This window comes from Eubacterium sp. AM05-23, assembly GCF_003477535.1.
GTDB classification, from domain to species: Bacteria; Bacillota; Clostridia; order Eubacteriales; family Eubacteriaceae; genus Eubacterium; species Eubacterium maltosivorans.
Window position 1 is genome coordinate 16,637 of the sequence record NZ_QUDF01000007.1, and the last position, 19,505, is coordinate 36,141.

Here is a 19,505-nt window from a genome sequence, read left to right on the forward strand (position 1 = left end):
TTTTTAATCTTTAACTTTTCTTTAGACTTTATAAAAGCTAACCAAAAGGGTAACGTTTATAATGAGAGTATCAAATTAAAGAGGAGACATGGAAATGTTAAAGATTGAAAATATTTCAAAAACCTACGGCGACAAAAAAATAAAGGCCGTTGACAATATTCACTTTGAGGTAAAGCCCGGTGAAATCTTTGGCTTTGTGGGCCCGAACGGCGCGGGAAAAACGACGACCATTAAAATGATCGTCACCCTTCTCAGGCCAGACAGCGGCCGGATATTGATCAACGGCGTTGACAACAGTCAGGATATCATGGGCGCTAAGCAGCAGTTCAGCTATGTCCCGGATAATCCTGAGCTCTTTGAAAAGATCAAGGGGATTGAGTATCTGAACTTCATGGCCGACGTTTATCAGGTGCCGGAGGCGGACCGGACAGTGCGCGCGGAAAAGTATCTGAAAATTTTCGAGCTCGACAAAGCAGTGGGGGATCCCATCAGCTCTTATTCCCACGGGATGAAGCAGAAAATTGCCCTGATCGGCGCTTTGATCCACGACCCAAATCTCTTTGTGCTCGATGAGCCCATGGTCGGCCTGGACCCAAAAGCCTCCTTTGAGCTGAAGAAAATTATGCGCGAGCAGTGCGACCGCGGAAAATCGGTGTTCTTTTCCACCCATGTGCTGGACGTCGCTGAAAAGCTGTGTGACCGGATCGCCATTATCAAGAAAGGACAGATCATCGCGATTGGAACAATGGACGAGATAAGGGAAAAGGTGGGGAGCAGAGAATCCTTAGAAAATATCTTCCTGGAGCTGACGGAAAAATGAAAGAAATAATCCGCTTAACCAAGCTTTTTATCAATACCAATCTGGGCCTGTCGATGATCCGCTACAACCGTAAAAACAATAAAAAGGCCTTTTTTAAACAGGTTGGGCTGCCCGCGCTGGTGCTGGTGGCCATGCTACCGCTCTATGGCCTGTATGTGGCGTATATGGCCATGATGTACACGGGGATGGTGGCCATCGGGCAGGAATCTGTGCTGCTGCCCATGGCCTATACCATGGTCTCGGTAGTGATTATTTTCTTCGGCCTTGCCTATATTATGGCAGAGTTTTATTTTTCAGGCGGCGTGGAAATGCTTTTGCCACTGCCCATTAAGCCGAGAAATATTATCATCGGCAAATTTGGCAGTATTATTTTTATGGAGGTTCTGCTGTCCGCTGTGCTGATGCTGCCTCCGGCGGTTGTTTACGGCATGGGACAGGGAATGGGAATCCTCTATTACATCATGGCGCTGATCGTCATCATTGTACTGCCAGTGCTGCCTCTGGCCCTTGAAACCCTGCTGATTATGCTGCTGATGCGCAGCAACAGCTTTAAGGGCAAGAAGGATGTTTTCCAGATCGTCGCCCTGTTTGTGGTGCTGGCCTTTTTCCTGGGACTGCAGATGTACCTGTCGCGGACAGCGGGCAGCAGCGATGACCCCATGGCTGTGGTCAACAGTATGCTCGCGGACAACGGCTATCTGTTAAAAAGCATTACCCGCCTGTATCCGGTCAGTCTGCTGGTGGCCCAGAGTCTCAACCGCATTACCCTTACCGGAATGCTCAGCCTGATAGGGCTTCTGGCTCTCACTGCTGCAGCTTTTGCGCTGATGGTTTTTGTGGGCGGTCGGATCTATGTAAAGGGGCTGCTCTCCGGCAAGGAAAGCGGCAAGGGCAAAAAAGTCCTGTCCGCCACGAAGCTGCAAAAAGCCCTGTCTCACCGCACCGCTCCGGCGCTGGCAGTGTTTAAAATGGATATGCGCCTCCTGCTGAGGACGCCGATTTACTTTTTTAACAACGTATCCATTGTGGTGGTGGTGCCCCTGGTGTTTCTGATGTCCATGTTTTTCGGAAAATCCGGCGGTATGGACATTATGACCCTTGCGTCAGATTTTTATAAAGCGATGCCCGATGCCATGAACCTGATTCTGGTCGTTGTTTTCATGTTTTTCGGAAGCGTGGCCTGCACCACGGCCTCAACCTTTTCCCGGGAAGGCAAAAACATCTGGCTGACCTGTATCGTGCCCGTGCGCCCGCTGGATCAGATGATCGGGCGTGGCCTGAGCGCTCTGTGCATTCAGCTGCTGGGCATTGTGTTCACGCTCATTCTGCTGGCGTTCATCACGCCGCTGTCCCTTGGGACAGTGGTCCTTTCGCTGGTGCTAGGCACCATCGGCTCTTTTCCGCTGCTGGCCTTTGGCCTGATTGTGGATATGATGCGCCCGCTGCTCGACTGGGACAATCCGCAGAAGGCAGTCAAGAATAACATGAACGTCATGATCGCCATGATGGTGGGCTGGGTCTACATGCTTCTGGTCGTGGGAATCTCCGCCGCAACAGGTTTTTTCATCGCGCCGGTCTTCGGGTACAGCTTTTTCGCTGTCGTCTCCATTGTCATCAGCGTTCTGCTGCTGATGGTGGTTAAAAAGCATCTGGAAGAACGGATGCAGATGATGAATGTGGAATAACAACCGGCATTAAAAAAGCGCCTGGCGGCTGTCAGGCGCTTTTCGTTTAGGCTTCCCCGGCTTTTAATCTTTTCACAATGGCGGTCCGGGCGACGCCGATCATATAAAGTGAGCCGACAAACACGTTGATCCGGTCTTCTGCGCTCAGGTCGATGCTGTCCACTGCGGCTTCGATGGTGTCGTAGAAATTGACGTTTTTGCCGTACTCACGGTGAATCAGTTCAGCCATTTTATCAGCCGGCAGGGCCCGGTCGTTTTCGGGCGTGAGGGCGTGAACGTCGCCGGTGACAGGCATGAGGTATTGAAGGGCCAGGTCGATGTCCTTGTCGGCCAGCATGCCGAAATAAAGATTGATCTTATTGCCCGGGAAATAGGTTCGGATATTTTTGACAAAATACTCAATGCCATTGGGATTGTGGGCACCGTCGATCAGAATAATGGGGTCGCGGTGAAGGATCTCGAAGCGTCCGTGAAAGGTGACGTCTGCCAGCGCTGCGGTAATGGCTTCGGTGGGAATGGCGTAGCCTTTTTTTAATAAAATTTCCAGGGTATCCAGTACGGTCAGGCAGTTTAAAATCTGGTGCTCGCCAAGAAGCTTCAGCTTGAAGGTGTCCAGTCCGGCAATGCCGCCGGGTTTTTTATATTTCAGAATCTGCCCGTCAAGGCTCTCGGAAACCCGGCAGATATCCGCAGGGTTGACGATTGTGTAAGGGGTTTTCATGGATTCGGCGTAGACTGTGATGACATCCTCGGCTTCCTTTTCCTGAGGATAGATGACCACATCGGTGCCCTCCTTAATAATGGCGGCCTTCTCACCGGCGATCTTGCCAAGGGTGTCGCCCAGGTAATCGGTGTGGTCCAGGCTGATGCTCATAATGACCACGGCCTCGGGAGAGGGGATGATGTTGGTGGCGTCCAGCCGTCCGCCCATGCCCACCTCGATGACGCAGAGATCGGCGCCTTTTTCATAAAAATACTCAAAGGCCAGGGCGGTCTCGATCTCGAAGCCGGTGGGGTGCGGCTCACCCTTTGCCACCAGGGCGTCGCAGGCGGCCTGAACTTTTTTGGTTACCTGCATCAGGTCGCTGTCTGGAATGGGGACGTTGTTCAGTTGGACCCGCTCGTTAAAGGTTTCGAGGGCCGGGGAGGTGTAGAGCCCTGTGGTGTACCCGGCGGTTTTGAGAATGGTGGAGAGCATGGTGCTCACCGAGCCCTTGCCGTTGGTGCCGGCCACATGGATACATTTCAGCCTGTCCTGCGGGTTGCCCAGCTCGCCGAGCAGCAGGCCGATGCTTTCAAGGCCCAGCCGGATGCCGAACTTCCCGTTGGATTCGATAAAGTCAATGGTTTCCTGTACATTCATTTTTTTGTTTTTTCTCCTTGGTTACCGGCAGGCCTTGACCCGGTCTTCGGTAATGATGATGTCCACGCTTTTGTCGTGGGGCTCCATGGGGATCTCGTCATAAATAAAATCCTCGCGGATCAGGGCGACGGTTTTGCAGTCGGGGCGGATGGTTTCAAGAAAGCGGTCGTAGTAGCCGCCGCCAAAGCCCATGCGGTTGCCGGCCTCGGTAAAAGCCATGCCGGGTACGAGCACCAGGTCCAGTTTTTCGGGCGCCACCACACGGCGGCAGTCGTCTTTAACCTCCAGAATACCATAATGCCCTTCCTCCAGATCGCCCGGGAAGTCCAGGATTTCGGACAGGATAATGGTGTGATCTGAAATATTACAGATCGGCACGACCACATGCTTGCCCTCGGACAGCGCCTGCATGATCAGGCTGTGGGTATAAATTTCGGTGCCAAAGCTCACGTAGAGCATCATCCACTCGGCCTCTTTGTAAGCATCGGAATGAATGAAATTGTCAATGATCCGCGCGTCGATTTCTTTTGAGTAAATGTCAGAACGTTTCTTTAAGGTTTCCTGACGAAAAGCTTTTTTATCCATAATTTCTCCTTTGTGGTAATACCTGCATTTTCTCCCATTATATCATCTCTTTTACATGGTTGATAGAGAAAAATTTTTGCATCGCGGGGTTAAATGCGCTATACTTATCTATGAATGAGGAAAATGAAAAACGGGACTTGAAAAAGTAATGAGGGGATTGCAAAATGAAAAGAAGAAAATTATTGGCCTGTGAGACGATTAAGGATGAAGTCGAGCTCATTAAGGAAAAATGCGGCGTCGACATTGAAACAGTTTGGATGGACAATACGCTGCACGCCTATCCCGAAAACCTGAGGGACGCCCTTCAGGCAGAGATCGATAAAATCGGGGAGGACGCTGACGAGCTGCTGTTTGCCTACGGCAACTGCGGAAACGGTCTGGTGGGGCTTAAGAGCAGCTACCCGACCATGATTATTCCCAGATACGGGGACTGTATCGACATGTTTTTGTCGAACCTTGATAACCTGGAGCGGGTGCGGACCACCACCTATTTTCTGACAAGGGGCTGGCTGGACGGCAAGCAGAGCCTGGAATGGGAGATCGACTACAATTACAAGCGCTTTGGCGAAAAACGGGCCCACAAGATCATGGATATGATCTACCGGCACTATCAGTATCTGATGCTCATCGACACCGGCGCCTATGATCTGGAGGCCGCGAAGCCAAGGGTTGATAAGATCGCCGAGACCATTAAACTGGAACCGGTTGTCAAACAGGGGGACATCAGCCCCATCGAAAAACTGCTGACCGGCGACTGGGATACGGCGCATTTTTGCGTGATTCCACCGGGGCGTGAGACCACCTATCATGATTTTGACGGCGCGAGCTTACGTTTGCCTTGCTAAAAATTGGTTTTTTTGTTACAATTTAAATATATCTGTTACAATACTTTCAGATTTCGATGGTTTTTAAAGTTTTTTATAAGTAAAATGACCTATAATAAGACAGCAGAAATAAATAATTTGTAAATTTTTATGAGGGCTGTGTAATAATTTGCATCCAGGTGGGTGCAGATGAGAGGGAGAATGTTCATGGGAAAAAGAAAAAAGGAGCATCATTTTTTTTCGATGCTGAAAAGTATTTTCAGAGATACAGCTCAAAGCATTGAGCGGAATAATCTGATGAGTATCGCTTCCATTCTTTCTGTTGTTGCGGCTCTGATCATCCTGGGGATTTTTGTGATCTTCACTGTGAATCTCCAGCACATTACAGAAAATGTGGAGTCAGCCATGGAGCTGCGCGTTTTTATGAAAACAGAATATACGGAGGATCAGAAAACCTCGGTTGAAACGGCGCTTCGCGGCAACAGCCAGGTGACAGGCATCTCCTTTGAGAGTAAGGATGAGGCCCTGGAAAAATTCTCTTCAAGCCTCGATGATTATTCTGGCCTTTTAAAAGGGTATGACAGCAGCAATAACCCCATGGCCGCATCGTTTATTGTTCAGGTGCAGAATCCGGAGGATCTGGAGAGTGTTAAAAGCTACGCCGAGGGGCTGACGCCCCAGGGCGTCGATTATGTCAAATATGGTGAGGAGTACGTCAATGCGCTGGTAAGCTTCAGCAAGTTCAGCAATACGCTGTGTATTGTCATACTGGCAGTGCTTTCCGTCATTTCGATCTTCATTATTTATAACACCATCAAGCTGACCTGTTTTGCCAGAAGAAGGGAAATAGGGGTCATGAAATACGTTGGTGCAACGGACTGGTATATCCGGCTGCCCTTTATACTTGAAGGGACCTTTCTCGGATGTCTCGGGGCGCTGGTAGCCATGCTGATCATACGCACCGGCTACTATTATGCCATCGCCTATGTCACCAACGCGGTCAATATGCCGATGAACAGCGATCTGGTATCGCCAGCGCTGATCATGGGGCCGATTTTTGTGTTTTGTCTGGTGTACGGTATTATTATTGGTGCCTTTGGCAGCCTGTTCTCAATCAGGAAATTCTTAAATGCTTAGAGAAAAATGTGTAATTGTCAGTACGAAGAAGGAGAGATGAGTAAGGTCTATGAAGAAAAAAATGTGTGGTTTTCTGGCAGGATTATTATGTTTTCTGATGATCTGCACCCCAGTTTTTGCAGAGGGAAACGACGATTTAATGGCAAAGCTCAAAGAGAGCGCCCAGAGAATTAAAGATATGTCGTCTCAGATGGAGGCGACAAAAACCAGTATGGCTGAAATTGAAAAGCAGGTTAACGAGTCCAACGCGGCCATCGACGCCATCAATGGTCAGATCGCGGATCTGGACGCCCGTATGGCAGACCGTAAGGCACAGATCGCTGTACTGCAGGAACAGCAGGACAAACAGGAAAAAGAACTGGAAGAACGCCTGCGCGTGATGTATATGTATGGGAATGACGGCTACCTTCAGGTGCTTTTCTCCTCCAACAATTTTACAGACTTTATCGCCCGGGCTGATATGATGAAAAATGTTATGCAGGCCGATAAGGATGCGGTAACTGCTCTTGAAAACACGAAGAAAGAACTGGAAGAAAAAAATGCCGGCCTGGAAGCGGATAAAGCAGCGGCAGAACAGGCCAAAGCCGTTCAAAATGAAGCGAAGGAACAGCAGAATCAGCTGTTGGCTAAAAACCAGGCGCTGATTGAGGAATATAAAGCTGGTATCGCGGCTGAACAGGCAGCGGCGGACAGCATTGCCCAGCAGATGGGCGGCGAAAAGGCGAGTGATTTTATCCAGACAGGCGAGTATTACTGGCCCATCTCACCGGATAATTCCCAGGCCTTTAATATCAGCAGCCCCTTTGCCGGACGTATCCACCCCATCACAGGTGAATGGTCCAACCATCAGGGCGTCGACGTGGCTGTGAGCTACGGCACCCCCATTCTGGCAGCTGGTGACGGTACCGTCTCCATCGCCGGGGATAACGGCGGCTACGGCAACTGCGTGGTCATCAATATGGGGACTGACGGCAGCGGCAACAAGCTGGCCACTCTGTACGGCCATATGTCTTCAATCGCTACTTCTGTGGGCGCGACGGTCTCCAAAGGCGACATCATCGGCTATGTTGGCAGCACCGGCAATTCCACTGGCCCGCACCTTCACTTTGGCTGGATGGTCAACGATAACTTTGTGGATCCATTGGCCTATTATCCGGGACAGAACTGGAACTACGTGGAATAGTTATTCTGCGTCCGGGGTCATTTCATCCAGAAGCTTTTCAGCGAGGCGTTTGTAGTTAAGGCTCTGCTGAAACAGCAGTAAACACATCAGCATTGAATCCGTCGACTCCATACCGGAGCCGGCGGTTTTTTCTTTGGCGTCTTCGGCGATACGGCGCGCATCGTCCTTCAGGGCGTGCAGCTGTCCGGCCTGGCTGTCCAGGTATTTCTGGTAGACGAACTGGAGCTTTTCGTGATCCACGGACTCTCCATCCCTGAGAAAGCCAAAAAGTGTTTTGATATCCTCCATGGAGGTGACCTGCTTCAGCTGGTAGATCAGGAGCATGAGCAGCACATGGTCCACCTTGTATTTTTTCTTTTGAGCCGGGATTAAAAGCTTGTTTTTGGTATAGTTATTGATCATGGTCTTGGTCAGCAGCTTGTCCTCGGGTCTGCGCTTTGTGGAGGACAGATGCTTTTCAAAAAGGGTGATGAGCTGGTCCATGTAAAGGTCCAGATCCGGGATATCCTGTATGGTGATCTGGCTGTCGAGCTGCAGGCTGTCAATCAGGTCAAAAATTTGTTTTTCTGTCATGGAAACCTCCTTGTTACTTCTATTTATTTTACGCCAACGCCGCCAAAAAAACAACATGAAAAACGCATTTGACATTGTATACAGGTTGTGATATATTTTAAAGAACACAATACGTAGTTTTGAAAACCACATAAGGAGTGACACGAAATGATCGAAAAATTCAGAGACCCCATGAGCGCGCTGACCCACCTCATCGGAGCCGTTTTATCCGTGATCGGCACCATCGCCATGCTGATCCTTATCGCAGTGGAAAAAGAAGTCAACGCCCTGACGCTGATCTCGGTGCTGGCCTTTGGGCTTGGGCTTATCGCCCTTTACACCACCAGCTTTACCTATCACGCCATCCACGGCTCGCCTGAAAAAATTATGCGGATGAAAAAGACAGACCATTCCATGATCTTCTTGCTCATCGCCGGCTCCTATACGCCCTTCTGCCTTTTGTGCCTGACTGGCGTTACCCGGGTGGCGCTCATGAGTGCGATCTGGGCGGTTGCGGTGATCGGTGTGCTGATGATGGTTTTCTGGATCAATATGCCCAGATGGCTGAACACAGGCCTCTATATTTTCATGGGATGGTTTGCCCTTTTTGCCCTCAAGCCCCTCTATGACGCGCTGCCCACCGGTGGGTTTGTGTTTTTGCTGCTCGGCGGGATCATGTACACAGTGGGCGGAGTCATGTATGGCCTTAAAAAGCCCAATATATGGCCGGATTTCGGTTTTCACGAGGTGTTCCATGTCTTTGTTATGCTGGGAAGTCTGTGCCATTATTACGCTGTTTTCCGCTATATTCTGATGCCGGCCTGAAGGATATTGAAAGACCTTTCGAACTGGAGGCCGAGCGCCCCAAATTTCCATAACAACGCATAACCACTAACTTTTCGGAGTAGGGTTACGGATTGAACACTTAGTAAGTATTTTATATAAACGGAGTTGAATAAAAATAAATATTATTCAAAAATGCCTAATAGAGGTTAATGCTTATGTGGGTTTTGGAGGATTACCTCCAGATGTTGGTGGCTATGCGTTGTTATGGGCTGATTTAGGGAATGATTTTTGCAGATGATGAAAAAACCGTTCTGTCGCGTTTTAGGACAGGGCGGTTTTGATATTTTAGAAAAGGTTTTCTGGAATAAATTTACTTGTTAAGGGTAAATAACTTATCGGGTTTGTGTTAAAATAATAAATGCAGTGTAAAATCTTAGGAAAATCTTCATAATTTGGATTGTATTTTCTTAACTTTTATGATGTATTATAAAGGTAAAGCAAGTTTAATACAGGGGAGCTGAACACTTAATGAACAAACCAACACACCTGATATTTGGAGAAATTATCTGGAAATACCTTGACGAAAACTATGGAATCACATTGAACCGCGCTGGCTTTCTGCTTGGAAATATTGCGCCGGACCTCACTTTTAGCTTTGTCTTTCATCCCCATGAAAGGAAATATGCCTCTGAGCATCTGAGAGTTGCCATCGATGCGGCCATTAAGGCCGGTGACATTATGGACTTTGACGCCGGGTTCTTTCTGGCAGAACGCCTTGGCAGCATCTGCCACTACTGCGCGGATTTTTTCTGCGAGGCCCATACTGAGCGTTACCAGGGAAACCTGAAGGAACATATTCTGTTTGAGAAAAAGCTGTACCGCTACTGTATGCGCAACGAAAAAGAGCTGGGCGAGGCCATGCAGCAGCCCAGAAGCTTTTCCGTTTCCGGAACCGGCGACATTTTCCGGAAGATTGAGGAGATGAACGACGCCTACCTGGCCGGAAGACCCTCCTGCCGGGCTCAGGCTGAGGGCGCCCTGTCCGCCTGCCTCCAGACCGTTGGCACCATCATGACCACGCGCTACTATGCCGCCTTTAATGTGGAACCGGGCTTTTTAGTCCATTAAAAAAACCTGCGAGATGAATCGCAGGTTTTTTACTTGTTTGGATTAATTCATGGCTTCCTCGATGGAAGCAGGAATGACAGTTTTATGCGGGTTCAAGTGATATTTTGTGTCTTAAGTGAGTATTATAGACCTTTTTTTATTTAAGTTTATTGTTACTTATTGATCTTTTCAATTTCGCTTTTTAGCTGTTCCATTGTACGGTGTGTATAGACTTTCTCGGTAACATCTTCGATCGCATGCCCTACGATTAATTTGAGAATATATTCATCCATATTTGCCTCTTTGGCGAAAGTTACAAAAGAGTGTCTTGTGTCATGTGGTTTGTGATCAAAGCCAAATTTGGCATTAATCTTTTTAAAGCGACCACGATATTTTTCATATGTCATGTACGTCCCTTGCTGTCCATTTTCATCATTAAAAAGGTATTTATTCCTTTTATCATATATCGATGAAATAAGAGGAAATATCTTCGAATGAATGGGGACGCAACGGTTTTTTCCAGCATCTGTTTTGAGCCCTCCGAACATTGTGCGTTCCTCCAGATTGATATCTTCAGTTTTTAAAGATGCCAACTCTTGAGGGCGCCACCCTGAATAGATTCCTATAAGTACCATTTTAACGAATGGAAATTCGAGATTATCCCATAAGACTTGAAGCTCTTTATCCGTGAAAACGGTCCTTTTAATTTTAGGCTTTGGCGCCTTGACGCTATCACAAAGCTCAGCGTAATTCTTATCGATTATTTCATGTTTCATAGCATATTTGTACATGAGATTAAAGAGGGACTTTATGCGTCCCTTTGTGGAATCGCCTACCTTTGCATTTTTAATTGTTTGCTCGAGATGATTTACGCGGATCGCTTTCATTTTCATGTTATAAAGCGGTTCGCAATAACGATACGCGCTTTTCCAGGTACGAACCGCGCTCGGGACAATGGCCTCAAAATGTTCCTCAGACCACTTTTCATATACTTCTTTAAATGTTAATTGATCTTGTGCAAGATCATAAGGATTTTTGTTGTAATCAGCGAGGGCTTCTAGTGCTGCCTTTCTGGTGGGATAGTACCCAATTGATTTGTAAAGTTGCTTTGTTTTTCCGGTTGGAAGTAACTCGCAGCCGATCGTAACCCTTGCCCGCCAAGGATTTCGCCGGTTGCCAGGAAGCTTTGAAACGCCCCCATAGCCGTTTGGTAATCGCATAAAATATCACTCCTTTTTCTTTTTTTGGGCATAAAAATGCCCGGTATATTGGAAAATACCGGGATAATGTGGTACAATTAACTTGCTTAGGGTAGATTGTACCGGTCCTATCCCGGGAATCTATGTTATCGCCTCTTACCTTGCAGGGTAGGGGGCGTTATTTTTATTTACTGGTTTATACGAACGTAATTATCATAAGCAATCTGCTGTAAATGATTATACAGATTGGTTATATCATATTTTTTTGGAAATTCGAATTTGCGAGAGTCCATGCTTAATGAGTGCGCTTTATGGTACGGGGTCGTAATATAGCGAATAGTGATTTCACTATCATCAATACCAGCGCCAGCGGTCTCAGCTTCAACGCCTACGATTGAATCAAGATAAATCGACTTGATGCTCATTTTTTTACCTGTAGCGCCTTGCTTGTCAAAATCAATGATCCGGCGATCAGTAACAACAAAAACGTCTCTCAGTAGTTGATACCCGATTTTTACCGTTTCACCAGACATTAAATACATACCGTATTCAGACTGTACCTTTTCCTTGTTCATTTCCTGGGCGTTTCCCATTAAACCTTGAGCGATTCCGCCGCCTGCTGATTTTGATGTTTTTTCCATCAGATTGCTGGTTTTGTCCATTAAATCTTTTAAAGCCATCATTTCCTCCTGATTATTCTTTTTTAGTAGCTTTTGTAGAAATTGAGTGATCGTCCCTGTTCATCAAAACACAGGGACGATTTTACTTATTGCGGAAGATTAGCAATTGCGTAATCCGCTTCTTCTTGGGTGAACTTTTCACCGTATTCAGACGTTAATTGATCCCTGATTGCTTCTGGGGACATGGCCATGGTTTCTTGGTATGATTTAGCTTTTTGCAGGGCATTGTAATTATAGTCCGCATCTAAATTGTCAACCGCATATTGTGCAGCTTCAGCTGAAAATTTTTCTCCGTACTCCGATGTGAGTTGATCATAAAGACCCTGTTTTGACATGTACATGGTGTCACTGTAAGATTTAGCTTTTTTTAGAGCCGATTTATACTCTGTTGGAACATCAGGTGTTGGTTCAGGTGTCGGTGCTGCGGTTGCGGACACGTTAGCACTTGGCTGCGCTTGACTTTGTGTGGTTGGTTCTGGCTGTGTTGTTTGTGTTGGCTTGGGAGTGAACAATGTGGTCAACCAAATGATCGAATAAATAGCAAGAACTATTGTTAATACAATTCTTGCTGTTTTTCCAAATTGCTTATTAACCCACATCATAATGAGCCCAGCGGGTGGTATAAAGATGATCAGTAAAATTACAAACCAATTCTTCTTGTAAAAAGGTGTTTTTTCAACACTACCGCCGTTGTTCATTTCTTCATTCATTTCTTTTTCCTCCTAAAAATATAGATATTATCATTATACACTAATAGAGGATAGATGAAAATGTTTTCTAGCATTTTACTAAAGTTTTGTCCTAGTATCATATCACTATCTCAATGTCGGCAGAATGGAAGAGTTTTTTGTTAAACAAAAAGATTTGAAAGTTCTGAAAATGAGCTGATCACATCTGCTGTTTTTAGAAGGTCCCGTTTCTTTCCATATTTAAAAAATTCGCGATTAAAGGCAAGCCCGTTTTGTTTACAGTAAAAATACAGTTCTACTTTTTCTCTCTGCATTTCCCAGATGGCCTGATCTTTTTTTCCGGCATGGACGGTTCTTTTTCTGAAAAAGGTGTTCCATCTTCTTTGGGCGGCGGCATTTGAGACTCGGAATATCTCGGCTATATCAGCACAGGCGCCATTAAAATCCTTGACGATCCGGTATAGGCTGTAGTCGGGCATAAACAACTGTCCGGTGAAGCAATGCGCCTCTGCTTCTTCTTTATCTTCGTCTTTTTCGTGCTCTAAATAAATGTGGCCAATTTCGTGCGCCATGGTCCATTGCTGCCGCTCAAAGGAACGACGGTCTTCATTATAGAGTACAAGATAAAAATCATCGCCTTTAACGGTACATCCTTCTTTAAGAAGTCTGTTTTTCCCAAACATTACCCGCCGGATCGGAACACCAACCCGTACACAATAACCTTGAACAGAATCAAAATATATGGTTCGGTCATACTTTAATTTTCTTATGTCAAGATGAAATGTGAAAAGGTCATCCTGTCGGTAGAGCAGGTCTGTGGCGGCCTCGATACACTTGTCAAAGTCCGGCTTTTTCGCATAACCGTTATTCATCACCTTTGATTCCTTTGGCTTTTAAGTATAAATCAATTGTATTCTCAAAGAGATTAATGATATCTTCGCGTTCTTCCTCTGAAACGTCGTTTGCTTTTCTGCAAAGAACCAGCAATTTTCTTTCGGTTTCATTTTTGGCGTAGTCTTTTTCGGTAGAGGTATTCTCGTCGTTGGATTCTTTTCCGGTCATAAGATAATCGATTGAGACACCAAAATAGTCAGCGATTTTTTTCATATTATCTGTTTTTGGGGTACTGCGCCCTCTCTTCCAGTCACTTAAAGTAGATTGGGTAACCCCCGTTTCTTTTGATACTTTATAGGCTGTTACGCCCCTCTCATTTAAAAGTTTCGAAAAAGCAAGGTATCCGTTGTCATTTGACTCAGATTTAATTAAATCTTGCACATTTCTGTAATCTGAATTTCCAGTAAGCCAATCTAATGAGACATTGAAATAGTCGGCAATTTTTTGAAGCTTGTCATTCTTAGGAGTGCTTCTGCCGTTTTTCCAATCGGATAAGGTTGCAGTGGCTATACCCGTATCCTTTGACACTCTGTATGGGGTAACGTTATTTTCAGCTAATAAAAGCGCAAAGCGTTCATACATAATTTATCTCTCCGTATCATATTAAATTAACAATATCAAAGAAATGCGTGATAAAACATCTTGACTATCTAAGAAATGCGTGATATAGTTACAGCATACCAAGGAAAACCGAGGTATATAAAAGATAGTCGAGTGTCACGGATAAATGTGATATTTGTTTTTGTTTCGCAACTAAAATATATCACATTTCCGTAATACTTGCAAGCTATTTTGTAGAAAGGGGGGAAAGGAGTGTATAGAAAATACGAAATGTTGCTAGAAAAGTATAAGATTACATCATATAAGGTAGCAAAAGAAACGGGAATTTCCACAGCAACACTTTCAGATTGGAAAACGGGGAGAAGTGTTCCAAAGATCGACAAACTAAAAATTCTCGCCGATTACTTTGGTGTTCCGATTGAGTATTTTTTAGAAGATTAAATCAAAAACCCGCCGGTAGCATTAACAGGGTCGCAACCCTCGTTAAATCCTCCTCAAAATATAGAACGTATCAAGCTTGCCTTGGTTAAACACACGCTAACAGACTTTTACCATAACGCGGCCCTGTTAATCGTACCGGTGGGGGAAAGGAAAACAGAATGAGATATGATCCGGAAAAACGCCTTTCGGTGAAAGAGGCGGCTGAACGCTTATGTGCTACTGAAGACTATGTAAGACGAGCAATGCGGCAGGGAACCTTGAATATTGGCTCTTTTGTGCAGAACCCAGGAGGAAAATACACGTACCATATTTCACCAAAGCTGTTGGAGGAATATATCGGGCATCATGGAACTTTTAATCAGGAGGCCGCCTCATGAACCTTAGTATCGCCGGCCTGCCCTTCGTCCTCCTCGGCATCGCTGTTTACAGCGGTATCTGCCTGGCAGTTCGGAAGGGGTGGCTATGGAAGGATTGATGTTAGAGATTCTGATCTCGTTATGCCAGACAGGCGCCCATATTTATGGAATGGCATTAGCCACCATCGGTGTTTATACCCTTGCGTTTATCGCTCTTCTGGCATGGATGATCAAAGAATTTGGACAATAAAAAGGCCCCACAAGAACAGAGAGGAGTGATATGTGTGGGGCTAAGAGAAACTAATATGTAAAGTATAGCACGGAGAGGAGTAAAAGTCAATGAGCCGAGAAACACTGAAAAAAGCCCGCAAGGATGCGGGCATGACGCAACAAAAGATGGCGGATAAGTTGGACTTGAATCTGAGACACTATCAAAAAATAGAATATGGAGAAATTACTGGTTCTTTCGAGATTTGGGACGCCTTGGAGGACATTCTAGGGATACATCAACGGAAACTCCGAGAGATTTCAGATAGTCATCCCGTCCCAATAGAAAATCTGTAGGTACATCAAGAAAATCTGCAACTTCGGATAGTCCCATAAAGTCGGGTTCAACTTCTCCGCTTTCGTATTTTTGATAATGCCTGAGAGAAACGCCCATTGCATCAGCAGTTTTCTGCTGCGTGATACCTCTGAACATGCGAGTGGCTCGCAGTCTATCGTTAAACATAAAAAACCTCCTAAAAAATTCTTGACTTACGTCCAATTATGGCGTAATATAAAGAAAGAGTATACGCCAATTATTGGCGTAATATATCAGGAGGAACTCATGAAAATCGAAATTACCGGAAGCCGTTGCATCAACTGCAATAAATACACCCAGTATTACACCCACACATGGAACGGGGGATTTGACCCAATTGACTGCGGATTCTGCGGAATGCGCCAGTGTACGACGAGGCCGGGGAACCGATGTAAGCATTATCGGGAAGCGGCGAACGTGAGTGTGTATTACCCAATAGAGAAAACTTTGGAAGGAAAAAAAGATGAATGCATTAAAAATTTTTAACCAAGATGTCATTCCGGTATACACGACTGATACCGGAGAGAAGATTGTGATCGGTCGGGAATTGCATGAAAAATTAGGAATCAAAGAAGCCTATGCCGATTGGTTTAAGCGTATGTGCAGCTTTGGTTTTAAAGAAATAGAAGATTACATTTTATCAGATTTTTCGGATAAAATGTCATGCGGTAAAGGTAGACCGCAGATCAATCATTATCTCAAATTCGACATGGCCAAACACATCGCCATGATCCAGCGCTCTGAAATCGGGAAGGCAATCCGTCAAAAACTCATTGACCTGGAAAAGGAAGTGGCCGCCGGAAAGATTCCATCGCCGAAACAGCCGCCGCTCGGTTCTGTGAATATGATGGCTAAAATCATCAAAGAGGTCTATGGACAGGCCGGGGTTGATCCGAACTTTACGGCTTTGGCTGTGAGCAAGGTTTATAAAGAAAAAGCCGGAATGGATCTCGAACCGCCGCTTGAGATGGGGACGCGTTTTTATGATCAAGGCGAGATCGCAAAGGAGCTAGGGATTTATTCGAAAACGGGCAATCCGCATGCCAATGCCATTGGAGCAATCATTGAAAAGCTTGAAGTTCCGGAGATAGATAAAGTGATTGCCCCTTTTACGAACAATGGACACTCCGGAACAAGTTGGAAGTACAGTCAGCGTGTTGTTGAAACCATTAAAGATTGGATTGTCTCGCACGGTTACCCAGAACGAATTGAACGCAGCAATGGTAAGGCCTGCACGGTAAAGTATAAATATTTGCCGGAAGCATGTTGAGGAGGAAAGACAATGTCAAAAATCAAAGCAATAGACGATCCATTTCCACAAGAATTCATCGAAATGTTTGTCAATATGGCGCTTCGACTGATGAATGAAAATGAGGACTGGATCAAAGATTACGAACAAGAAACGGGGAAAAGTCCGTTTGCAGTTCCCGACCAGGAGGCCGCCTCATGAACGACGGTGTGAAAATTACAGGGAAAGACTTATGGGCCGCGATGCGCATTCAAACCGAGGTGGAGAGGCTTGCAAAATTAGACTGTTTGCCCGGATTTCACTGCGAACAATGTCCACTTGATGGGCTGTTTGAAGTTGGCAGATGCGCGGAGATTGAAGATGTCCGGACCGAGGAACAAGCGGAAATGCTGATGCATGTATTGAATCAGGCGAGGTAGAAGAATGAATTTAAGTATTGCCGGCCTCCCCTTCGTCCTCCTCGGCATCGCTGTCTACGGCGGCATCTGCCTTGCAGTTCGGAAGGGGTGGCTATGGAAGGATTAATGTTAGAAATTCTGATCTCACTATGCCAGACAGGAGCACAGATTTACGGTTTTGCACTTGGGTTAATCGGGATTGGAATTGGCACGGTTGTTGGATTGGCGATATTAGTCGCAAAGGAGGAAGTGAGTAGGAAATGAAAGTGGCATGGTATAGCTGCGGCGTGAGTAGTTTTATTGCGGCGCATCTCGCGAAAGATGTGGATCGGCTGATTTACTGCCACATCGAGAATCAGCATCCCGATAGTCTGCGTTTTCTATCGGACTGCGAGGGATTTTTTAGAAAGAAGATCGAAATTCTCCAATCCGAACACCAAAGCGTCGAGAAGGTTGTGGAAAAGTACCGGTTCTTAAACTCTCCGTATGGGGCAAAATGTACGAATATGCTTAAAAAACAGGTGCGGAAAGAGTGGGAGAAGAAACAGGATGAACCGCTTACCTATGTTTGGGGCTATGACTGCACCGAAAAACACCGGGCAGATCGTTTACAAGAATCCGAACCAGATATAACTCACGAATTCCCGCTCATCGATGCCAACATGACCAAAGAAGACTGCCACAAGCTTTCGAAAAAACTCGGTTTAAAGCGGCCGAAGATGTACGACATGGGCTATCCGAACAATAATTGTATCGGCTGTGTAAAGGGCGGCATGGGTTACTGGAACATGATCCGCAAGGATTTTCCGGAAGCGTTTGAACGGATGGCAAAATTAGAACGGGAGATCGGGCACAGTTGCATAAAGAATTGTTTTTTAGACGAACTTTCCCCGAACCGGGGCAGAAAACCTAAACCAATTTTAGAACAATAAAAAAGGTCCCAAAGCGAAGCCACGCATTAGGGACCAGACAATATGTTACGTGGTTATTGTACCACAGGAATGGAGAAAAAACAATGATCCAATACAGGGGCGTTCCGCCATAATGAAGCTGTGCGACGCCATATAACCACTTTAAGTCAAAGCCTGATCCGCGGGCTTTAAACGCGGAAATAAAAAAAACTAAATCGATTTGTAAAAAATTACGCAAGATAAAAACGGACGGGCGCTCATTCCCGTCCAACCTGAACAGTCAAATTTTTAAGCTTTAATGGATTTTGAAAAGCCGGAGGGCAGGGCACTGTTACTCCGGCCAAACATTCTCAAAAAACCAAAGGAGAAAAAACATGCAATTAAGTGAAATTAACAGCGGCGCCTTGCAGGAAGTCTTCGACTATGAGTTCGACAAGGTTCTCAGAAACATCCGGGACGTTAACACCGATCCCAAAGCAAAACGGAAGGTCACCATCGAGATGACCATTAGCCCCAATGAGAAGCGCACCATCGGTGATATTGACTTCAAGGTGAAGCACACCGAAGCCCCGATCAACGGCTTTGCCACCGCCATTACCATCACCGAAGATGGCCGTAAGGTCGTTGCAGAAGAAATCGGGAACGAACTTCCCGGTCAGATGAACGTTGAAAATGTACTTGAAATGGAAGGAGTCAAATAATGGACTTAACACGTGAATTTATTGAAAAGATTGAAGAAATGGCCGGCCCGAAAACCATTGAAGCGGGGAGCGTGGAGTACACAAGGGAAAACCTATTTCCGGTACTGCCACCAAAACCAGTATCTCTGCGGACGAAGAGCCTGACAAGCATCGTGGACTATCTCAGAAGCAATATTGACGAAGAACCCCCAGCATATACACTTATTCATGTGTATGGGCCAGAGACGGTCACGGTCAACGGTTCTTTGGATTGTTGTACCCGTACCCGGGAAGAATTCCTGGAAGCCACCGCGCCAGTACCGCATATCCTGTTTAACGAGTACATGGACCGCGAAGCCTTCAACGTCATGCTGCAGTCCTGCTTCAAAGGTCAAGGTGACAGGGATGCCGTTCTGAAAGTGGTTGGCAACATCTGTCTGGATCAGAACAGTGGTGTAGAGGTTTCCGACGACGGTGTGACCCAGAACGTGGAAGCAAAAACAGGCGCAGTGTTAAAAACCAAAGCCACGATCCCGAACCCCGTCCGCCTGGCACCGTTCCGAACCTTCACCGAGGTGGAGCAGCCCGAGAGTGCCTTTGTGCTGCGCATCAACCAAAACATGCAGGTAGCGCTCTTTGAAGCCGATGGCGGCGCCTGGAGGCAGGAAGCCATGAAAAACATTCAAGCCTACCTGATCGAAGCCCTGAGCGATGAAGACGGGAACTGCCCTTACACCATTATTGCATAGAAAAAAGCCGGGTGACGCAGCCACGTCATCCCGGCAATCATGAAAAATATTCTATAAGTGAGTATATCACGAT

26 protein-coding genes are annotated in these 19,505 nt (G+C 46.2%); 18 read left to right on the forward strand and 8 right to left on the reverse strand.

What is annotated here, in order from left to right; translation table 11 throughout:
• Nucleotides 1–94: 94 nt before the first annotated feature.
• Both DW091_RS10740 and DW091_RS10745 read left to right on the forward strand, forming a co-directional pair.
• On the forward strand, nucleotides 95–820 hold the full coding sequence (locus DW091_RS10740; protein WP_074617841.1) for an ABC transporter ATP-binding protein: 726 nt from the start codon (nucleotides 95–97) through the stop codon (nucleotides 818–820).
• Nucleotides 817–2,505: a hypothetical protein gene (locus DW091_RS10745; RefSeq protein ID WP_118518146.1), complete on the forward strand. Its 1,689-nt coding sequence runs from the start codon at nucleotides 817–819 to the stop codon at nucleotides 2,503–2,505. Before DW091_RS10740 ends, DW091_RS10745 begins: the two co-directional genes overlap by 4 nt.
• Before the next feature lie 46 nt (nucleotides 2,506–2,551).
• Here the strand turns inward: DW091_RS10745 and DW091_RS10750 are convergent, their stop codons facing one another.
• On the reverse strand, nucleotides 2,552–3,868 hold the full coding sequence (locus DW091_RS10750) for a folylpolyglutamate synthase/dihydrofolate synthase family protein (protein WP_118518147.1): 1,317 nt from the start codon (nucleotides 3,866–3,868) through the stop codon (nucleotides 2,552–2,554).
• A gap of 21 nt (nucleotides 3,869–3,889) precedes the next feature.
• The gene (locus DW091_RS10755) at nucleotides 3,890–4,453 is read right to left on the reverse strand and encodes a 5-formyltetrahydrofolate cyclo-ligase (protein WP_058695788.1); all 564 of its coding nucleotides are present in this window, start codon (nucleotides 4,451–4,453) and stop codon (nucleotides 3,890–3,892) included.
• Nucleotides 4,454–4,617: 164 nt separating this feature from the next.
• Here DW091_RS10755 and DW091_RS10760 point away from each other — a divergent pair, with 164 nt between their 5' ends.
• From DW091_RS10760 to DW091_RS10770, 3 genes are all read left to right on the forward strand, one after another.
• Nucleotides 4,618–5,298 (forward strand): DUF1638 domain-containing protein, encoded by a 681-nt coding sequence (locus DW091_RS10760; protein WP_058695787.1) that lies wholly within the window; start codon nucleotides 4,618–4,620, stop codon nucleotides 5,296–5,298.
• 186 nt (nucleotides 5,299–5,484) lie between these two features.
• Complete coding sequence (gene ftsX / locus DW091_RS10765; RefSeq protein ID WP_224168779.1) at nucleotides 5,485–6,414, forward strand: permease-like cell division protein FtsX; 930 nt, start codon at nucleotides 5,485–5,487, stop codon at nucleotides 6,412–6,414.
• 49 nt (nucleotides 6,415–6,463) lie between these two features.
• Nucleotides 6,464–7,597, forward strand: coding sequence for a M23 family metallopeptidase (locus tag DW091_RS10770; protein ID WP_058695785.1), 1,134 nt, complete (start codon nucleotides 6,464–6,466; stop codon nucleotides 7,595–7,597).
• Here DW091_RS10770 and DW091_RS10775 read toward each other — a convergent pair whose 3' ends face one another.
• Nucleotides 7,598–8,170 (reverse strand): DUF1836 domain-containing protein, encoded by a 573-nt coding sequence (locus DW091_RS10775; RefSeq protein WP_118518149.1) that lies wholly within the window; start codon nucleotides 8,168–8,170, stop codon nucleotides 7,598–7,600.
• 147 nt (nucleotides 8,171–8,317) lie between these two features.
• On the opposite strand from DW091_RS10775, the gene DW091_RS10780 reads away from it, so the two are divergent.
• Nucleotides 8,318–8,974 (forward strand): hemolysin III family protein, encoded by a 657-nt coding sequence (locus tag DW091_RS10780; RefSeq protein WP_118518150.1) that lies wholly within the window; start codon nucleotides 8,318–8,320, stop codon nucleotides 8,972–8,974.
• Between the two features lie 489 nt (nucleotides 8,975–9,463).
• Nucleotides 9,464–10,063, forward strand: a complete 600-nt coding sequence (locus tag DW091_RS10785) for a zinc dependent phospholipase C family protein (protein WP_058695782.1) — start codon at nucleotides 9,464–9,466, stop codon at nucleotides 10,061–10,063.
• A gap of 152 nt (nucleotides 10,064–10,215) precedes the next feature.
• Here the strand turns inward: DW091_RS10785 and DW091_RS10790 are convergent, their stop codons facing one another.
• From DW091_RS10790 to DW091_RS20840, 5 genes are all read right to left on the reverse strand, one after another.
• Entirely contained in the window at nucleotides 10,216–11,262 is a 1,047-nt protein-coding gene (locus DW091_RS10790; protein WP_073382692.1) for a tyrosine-type recombinase/integrase, read from the reverse strand.
• 167 nt (nucleotides 11,263–11,429) lie between these two features.
• Entirely contained in the window at nucleotides 11,430–11,924 is a 495-nt protein-coding gene (locus tag DW091_RS10795) for a PH domain-containing protein (RefSeq protein WP_224168780.1), read from the reverse strand.
• Between the two features lie 83 nt (nucleotides 11,925–12,007).
• Nucleotides 12,008–12,631 carry an Ltp family lipoprotein gene (locus tag DW091_RS20555; RefSeq protein WP_073382694.1) on the reverse strand — a complete coding sequence of 208 codons (624 nt, stop codon included), beginning with the start codon at nucleotides 12,629–12,631 and terminating at the stop codon, nucleotides 12,008–12,010.
• Nucleotides 12,632–12,771: 140 nt separating this feature from the next.
• Nucleotides 12,772–13,482, reverse strand: coding sequence for an ImmA/IrrE family metallo-endopeptidase (locus tag DW091_RS10805; RefSeq protein ID WP_073382697.1), 711 nt, complete (start codon nucleotides 13,480–13,482; stop codon nucleotides 12,772–12,774).
• Nucleotides 13,475–14,086 (reverse strand): helix-turn-helix transcriptional regulator, encoded by a 612-nt coding sequence (locus DW091_RS20840; protein WP_317985600.1) that lies wholly within the window; start codon nucleotides 14,084–14,086, stop codon nucleotides 13,475–13,477. The genes DW091_RS10805 and DW091_RS20840 overlap by 8 nt, the downstream gene beginning before the upstream one ends.
• A gap of 231 nt (nucleotides 14,087–14,317) precedes the next feature.
• Between DW091_RS20840 and DW091_RS10820 the strand changes: the two genes are divergently transcribed.
• From DW091_RS10820 to DW091_RS10865, 11 genes are all read left to right on the forward strand, one after another.
• On the forward strand, nucleotides 14,318–14,506 hold the full coding sequence (locus tag DW091_RS10820) for a helix-turn-helix transcriptional regulator (RefSeq protein WP_038350805.1): 189 nt from the start codon (nucleotides 14,318–14,320) through the stop codon (nucleotides 14,504–14,506).
• Between the two features lie 158 nt (nucleotides 14,507–14,664).
• Nucleotides 14,665–14,883 carry a hypothetical protein gene (locus tag DW091_RS10825; protein WP_073382699.1) on the forward strand — a complete coding sequence of 73 codons (219 nt, stop codon included), beginning with the start codon at nucleotides 14,665–14,667 and terminating at the stop codon, nucleotides 14,881–14,883.
• 85 nt (nucleotides 14,884–14,968) lie between these two features.
• A complete protein-coding gene (locus DW091_RS20335; RefSeq protein WP_187367892.1) occupies nucleotides 14,969–15,112 on the forward strand; it encodes a hypothetical protein in 144 nt (47 codons plus the stop codon).
• Nucleotides 15,113–15,201: 89 nt separating this feature from the next.
• On the forward strand, nucleotides 15,202–15,426 hold the full coding sequence (locus DW091_RS10830) for a helix-turn-helix transcriptional regulator (protein ID WP_073382702.1): 225 nt from the start codon (nucleotides 15,202–15,204) through the stop codon (nucleotides 15,424–15,426).
• A 265-nt stretch (nucleotides 15,427–15,691) separates the two neighbouring features.
• Nucleotides 15,692–15,931 carry a hypothetical protein gene (locus DW091_RS10840; protein WP_073382706.1) on the forward strand — a complete coding sequence of 80 codons (240 nt, stop codon included), beginning with the start codon at nucleotides 15,692–15,694 and terminating at the stop codon, nucleotides 15,929–15,931.
• Nucleotides 15,909–16,715: an antA/AntB antirepressor family protein gene (locus tag DW091_RS10845; RefSeq protein WP_073382708.1), complete on the forward strand. Its 807-nt coding sequence runs from the start codon at nucleotides 15,909–15,911 to the stop codon at nucleotides 16,713–16,715. The genes DW091_RS10840 and DW091_RS10845 overlap by 23 nt, the downstream gene beginning before the upstream one ends.
• 12 nt (nucleotides 16,716–16,727) lie before the next feature.
• Nucleotides 16,728–16,895 (forward strand): hypothetical protein, encoded by a 168-nt coding sequence (locus DW091_RS20140; protein ID WP_158577871.1) that lies wholly within the window; start codon nucleotides 16,728–16,730, stop codon nucleotides 16,893–16,895.
• Nucleotides 16,892–17,113, forward strand: coding sequence for a hypothetical protein (locus tag DW091_RS10850; protein WP_073382711.1), 222 nt, complete (start codon nucleotides 16,892–16,894; stop codon nucleotides 17,111–17,113). Before DW091_RS20140 ends, DW091_RS10850 begins: the two co-directional genes overlap by 4 nt.
• A gap of 239 nt (nucleotides 17,114–17,352) precedes the next feature.
• On the forward strand, nucleotides 17,353–18,024 hold the full coding sequence (locus DW091_RS10855; RefSeq protein WP_073382714.1) for a phosphoadenosine phosphosulfate reductase: 672 nt from the start codon (nucleotides 17,353–17,355) through the stop codon (nucleotides 18,022–18,024).
• A gap of 353 nt (nucleotides 18,025–18,377) precedes the next feature.
• A complete protein-coding gene (locus DW091_RS10860; RefSeq protein WP_073383732.1) occupies nucleotides 18,378–18,704 on the forward strand; it encodes a hypothetical protein in 327 nt (108 codons plus the stop codon).
• The gene (locus DW091_RS10865; RefSeq protein WP_073383735.1) at nucleotides 18,704–19,432 is read left to right on the forward strand and encodes a hypothetical protein; all 729 of its coding nucleotides are present in this window, start codon (nucleotides 18,704–18,706) and stop codon (nucleotides 19,430–19,432) included. Before DW091_RS10860 ends, DW091_RS10865 begins: the two co-directional genes overlap by 1 nt.
• Nucleotides 19,433–19,505 lie beyond the last annotated feature (73 nt).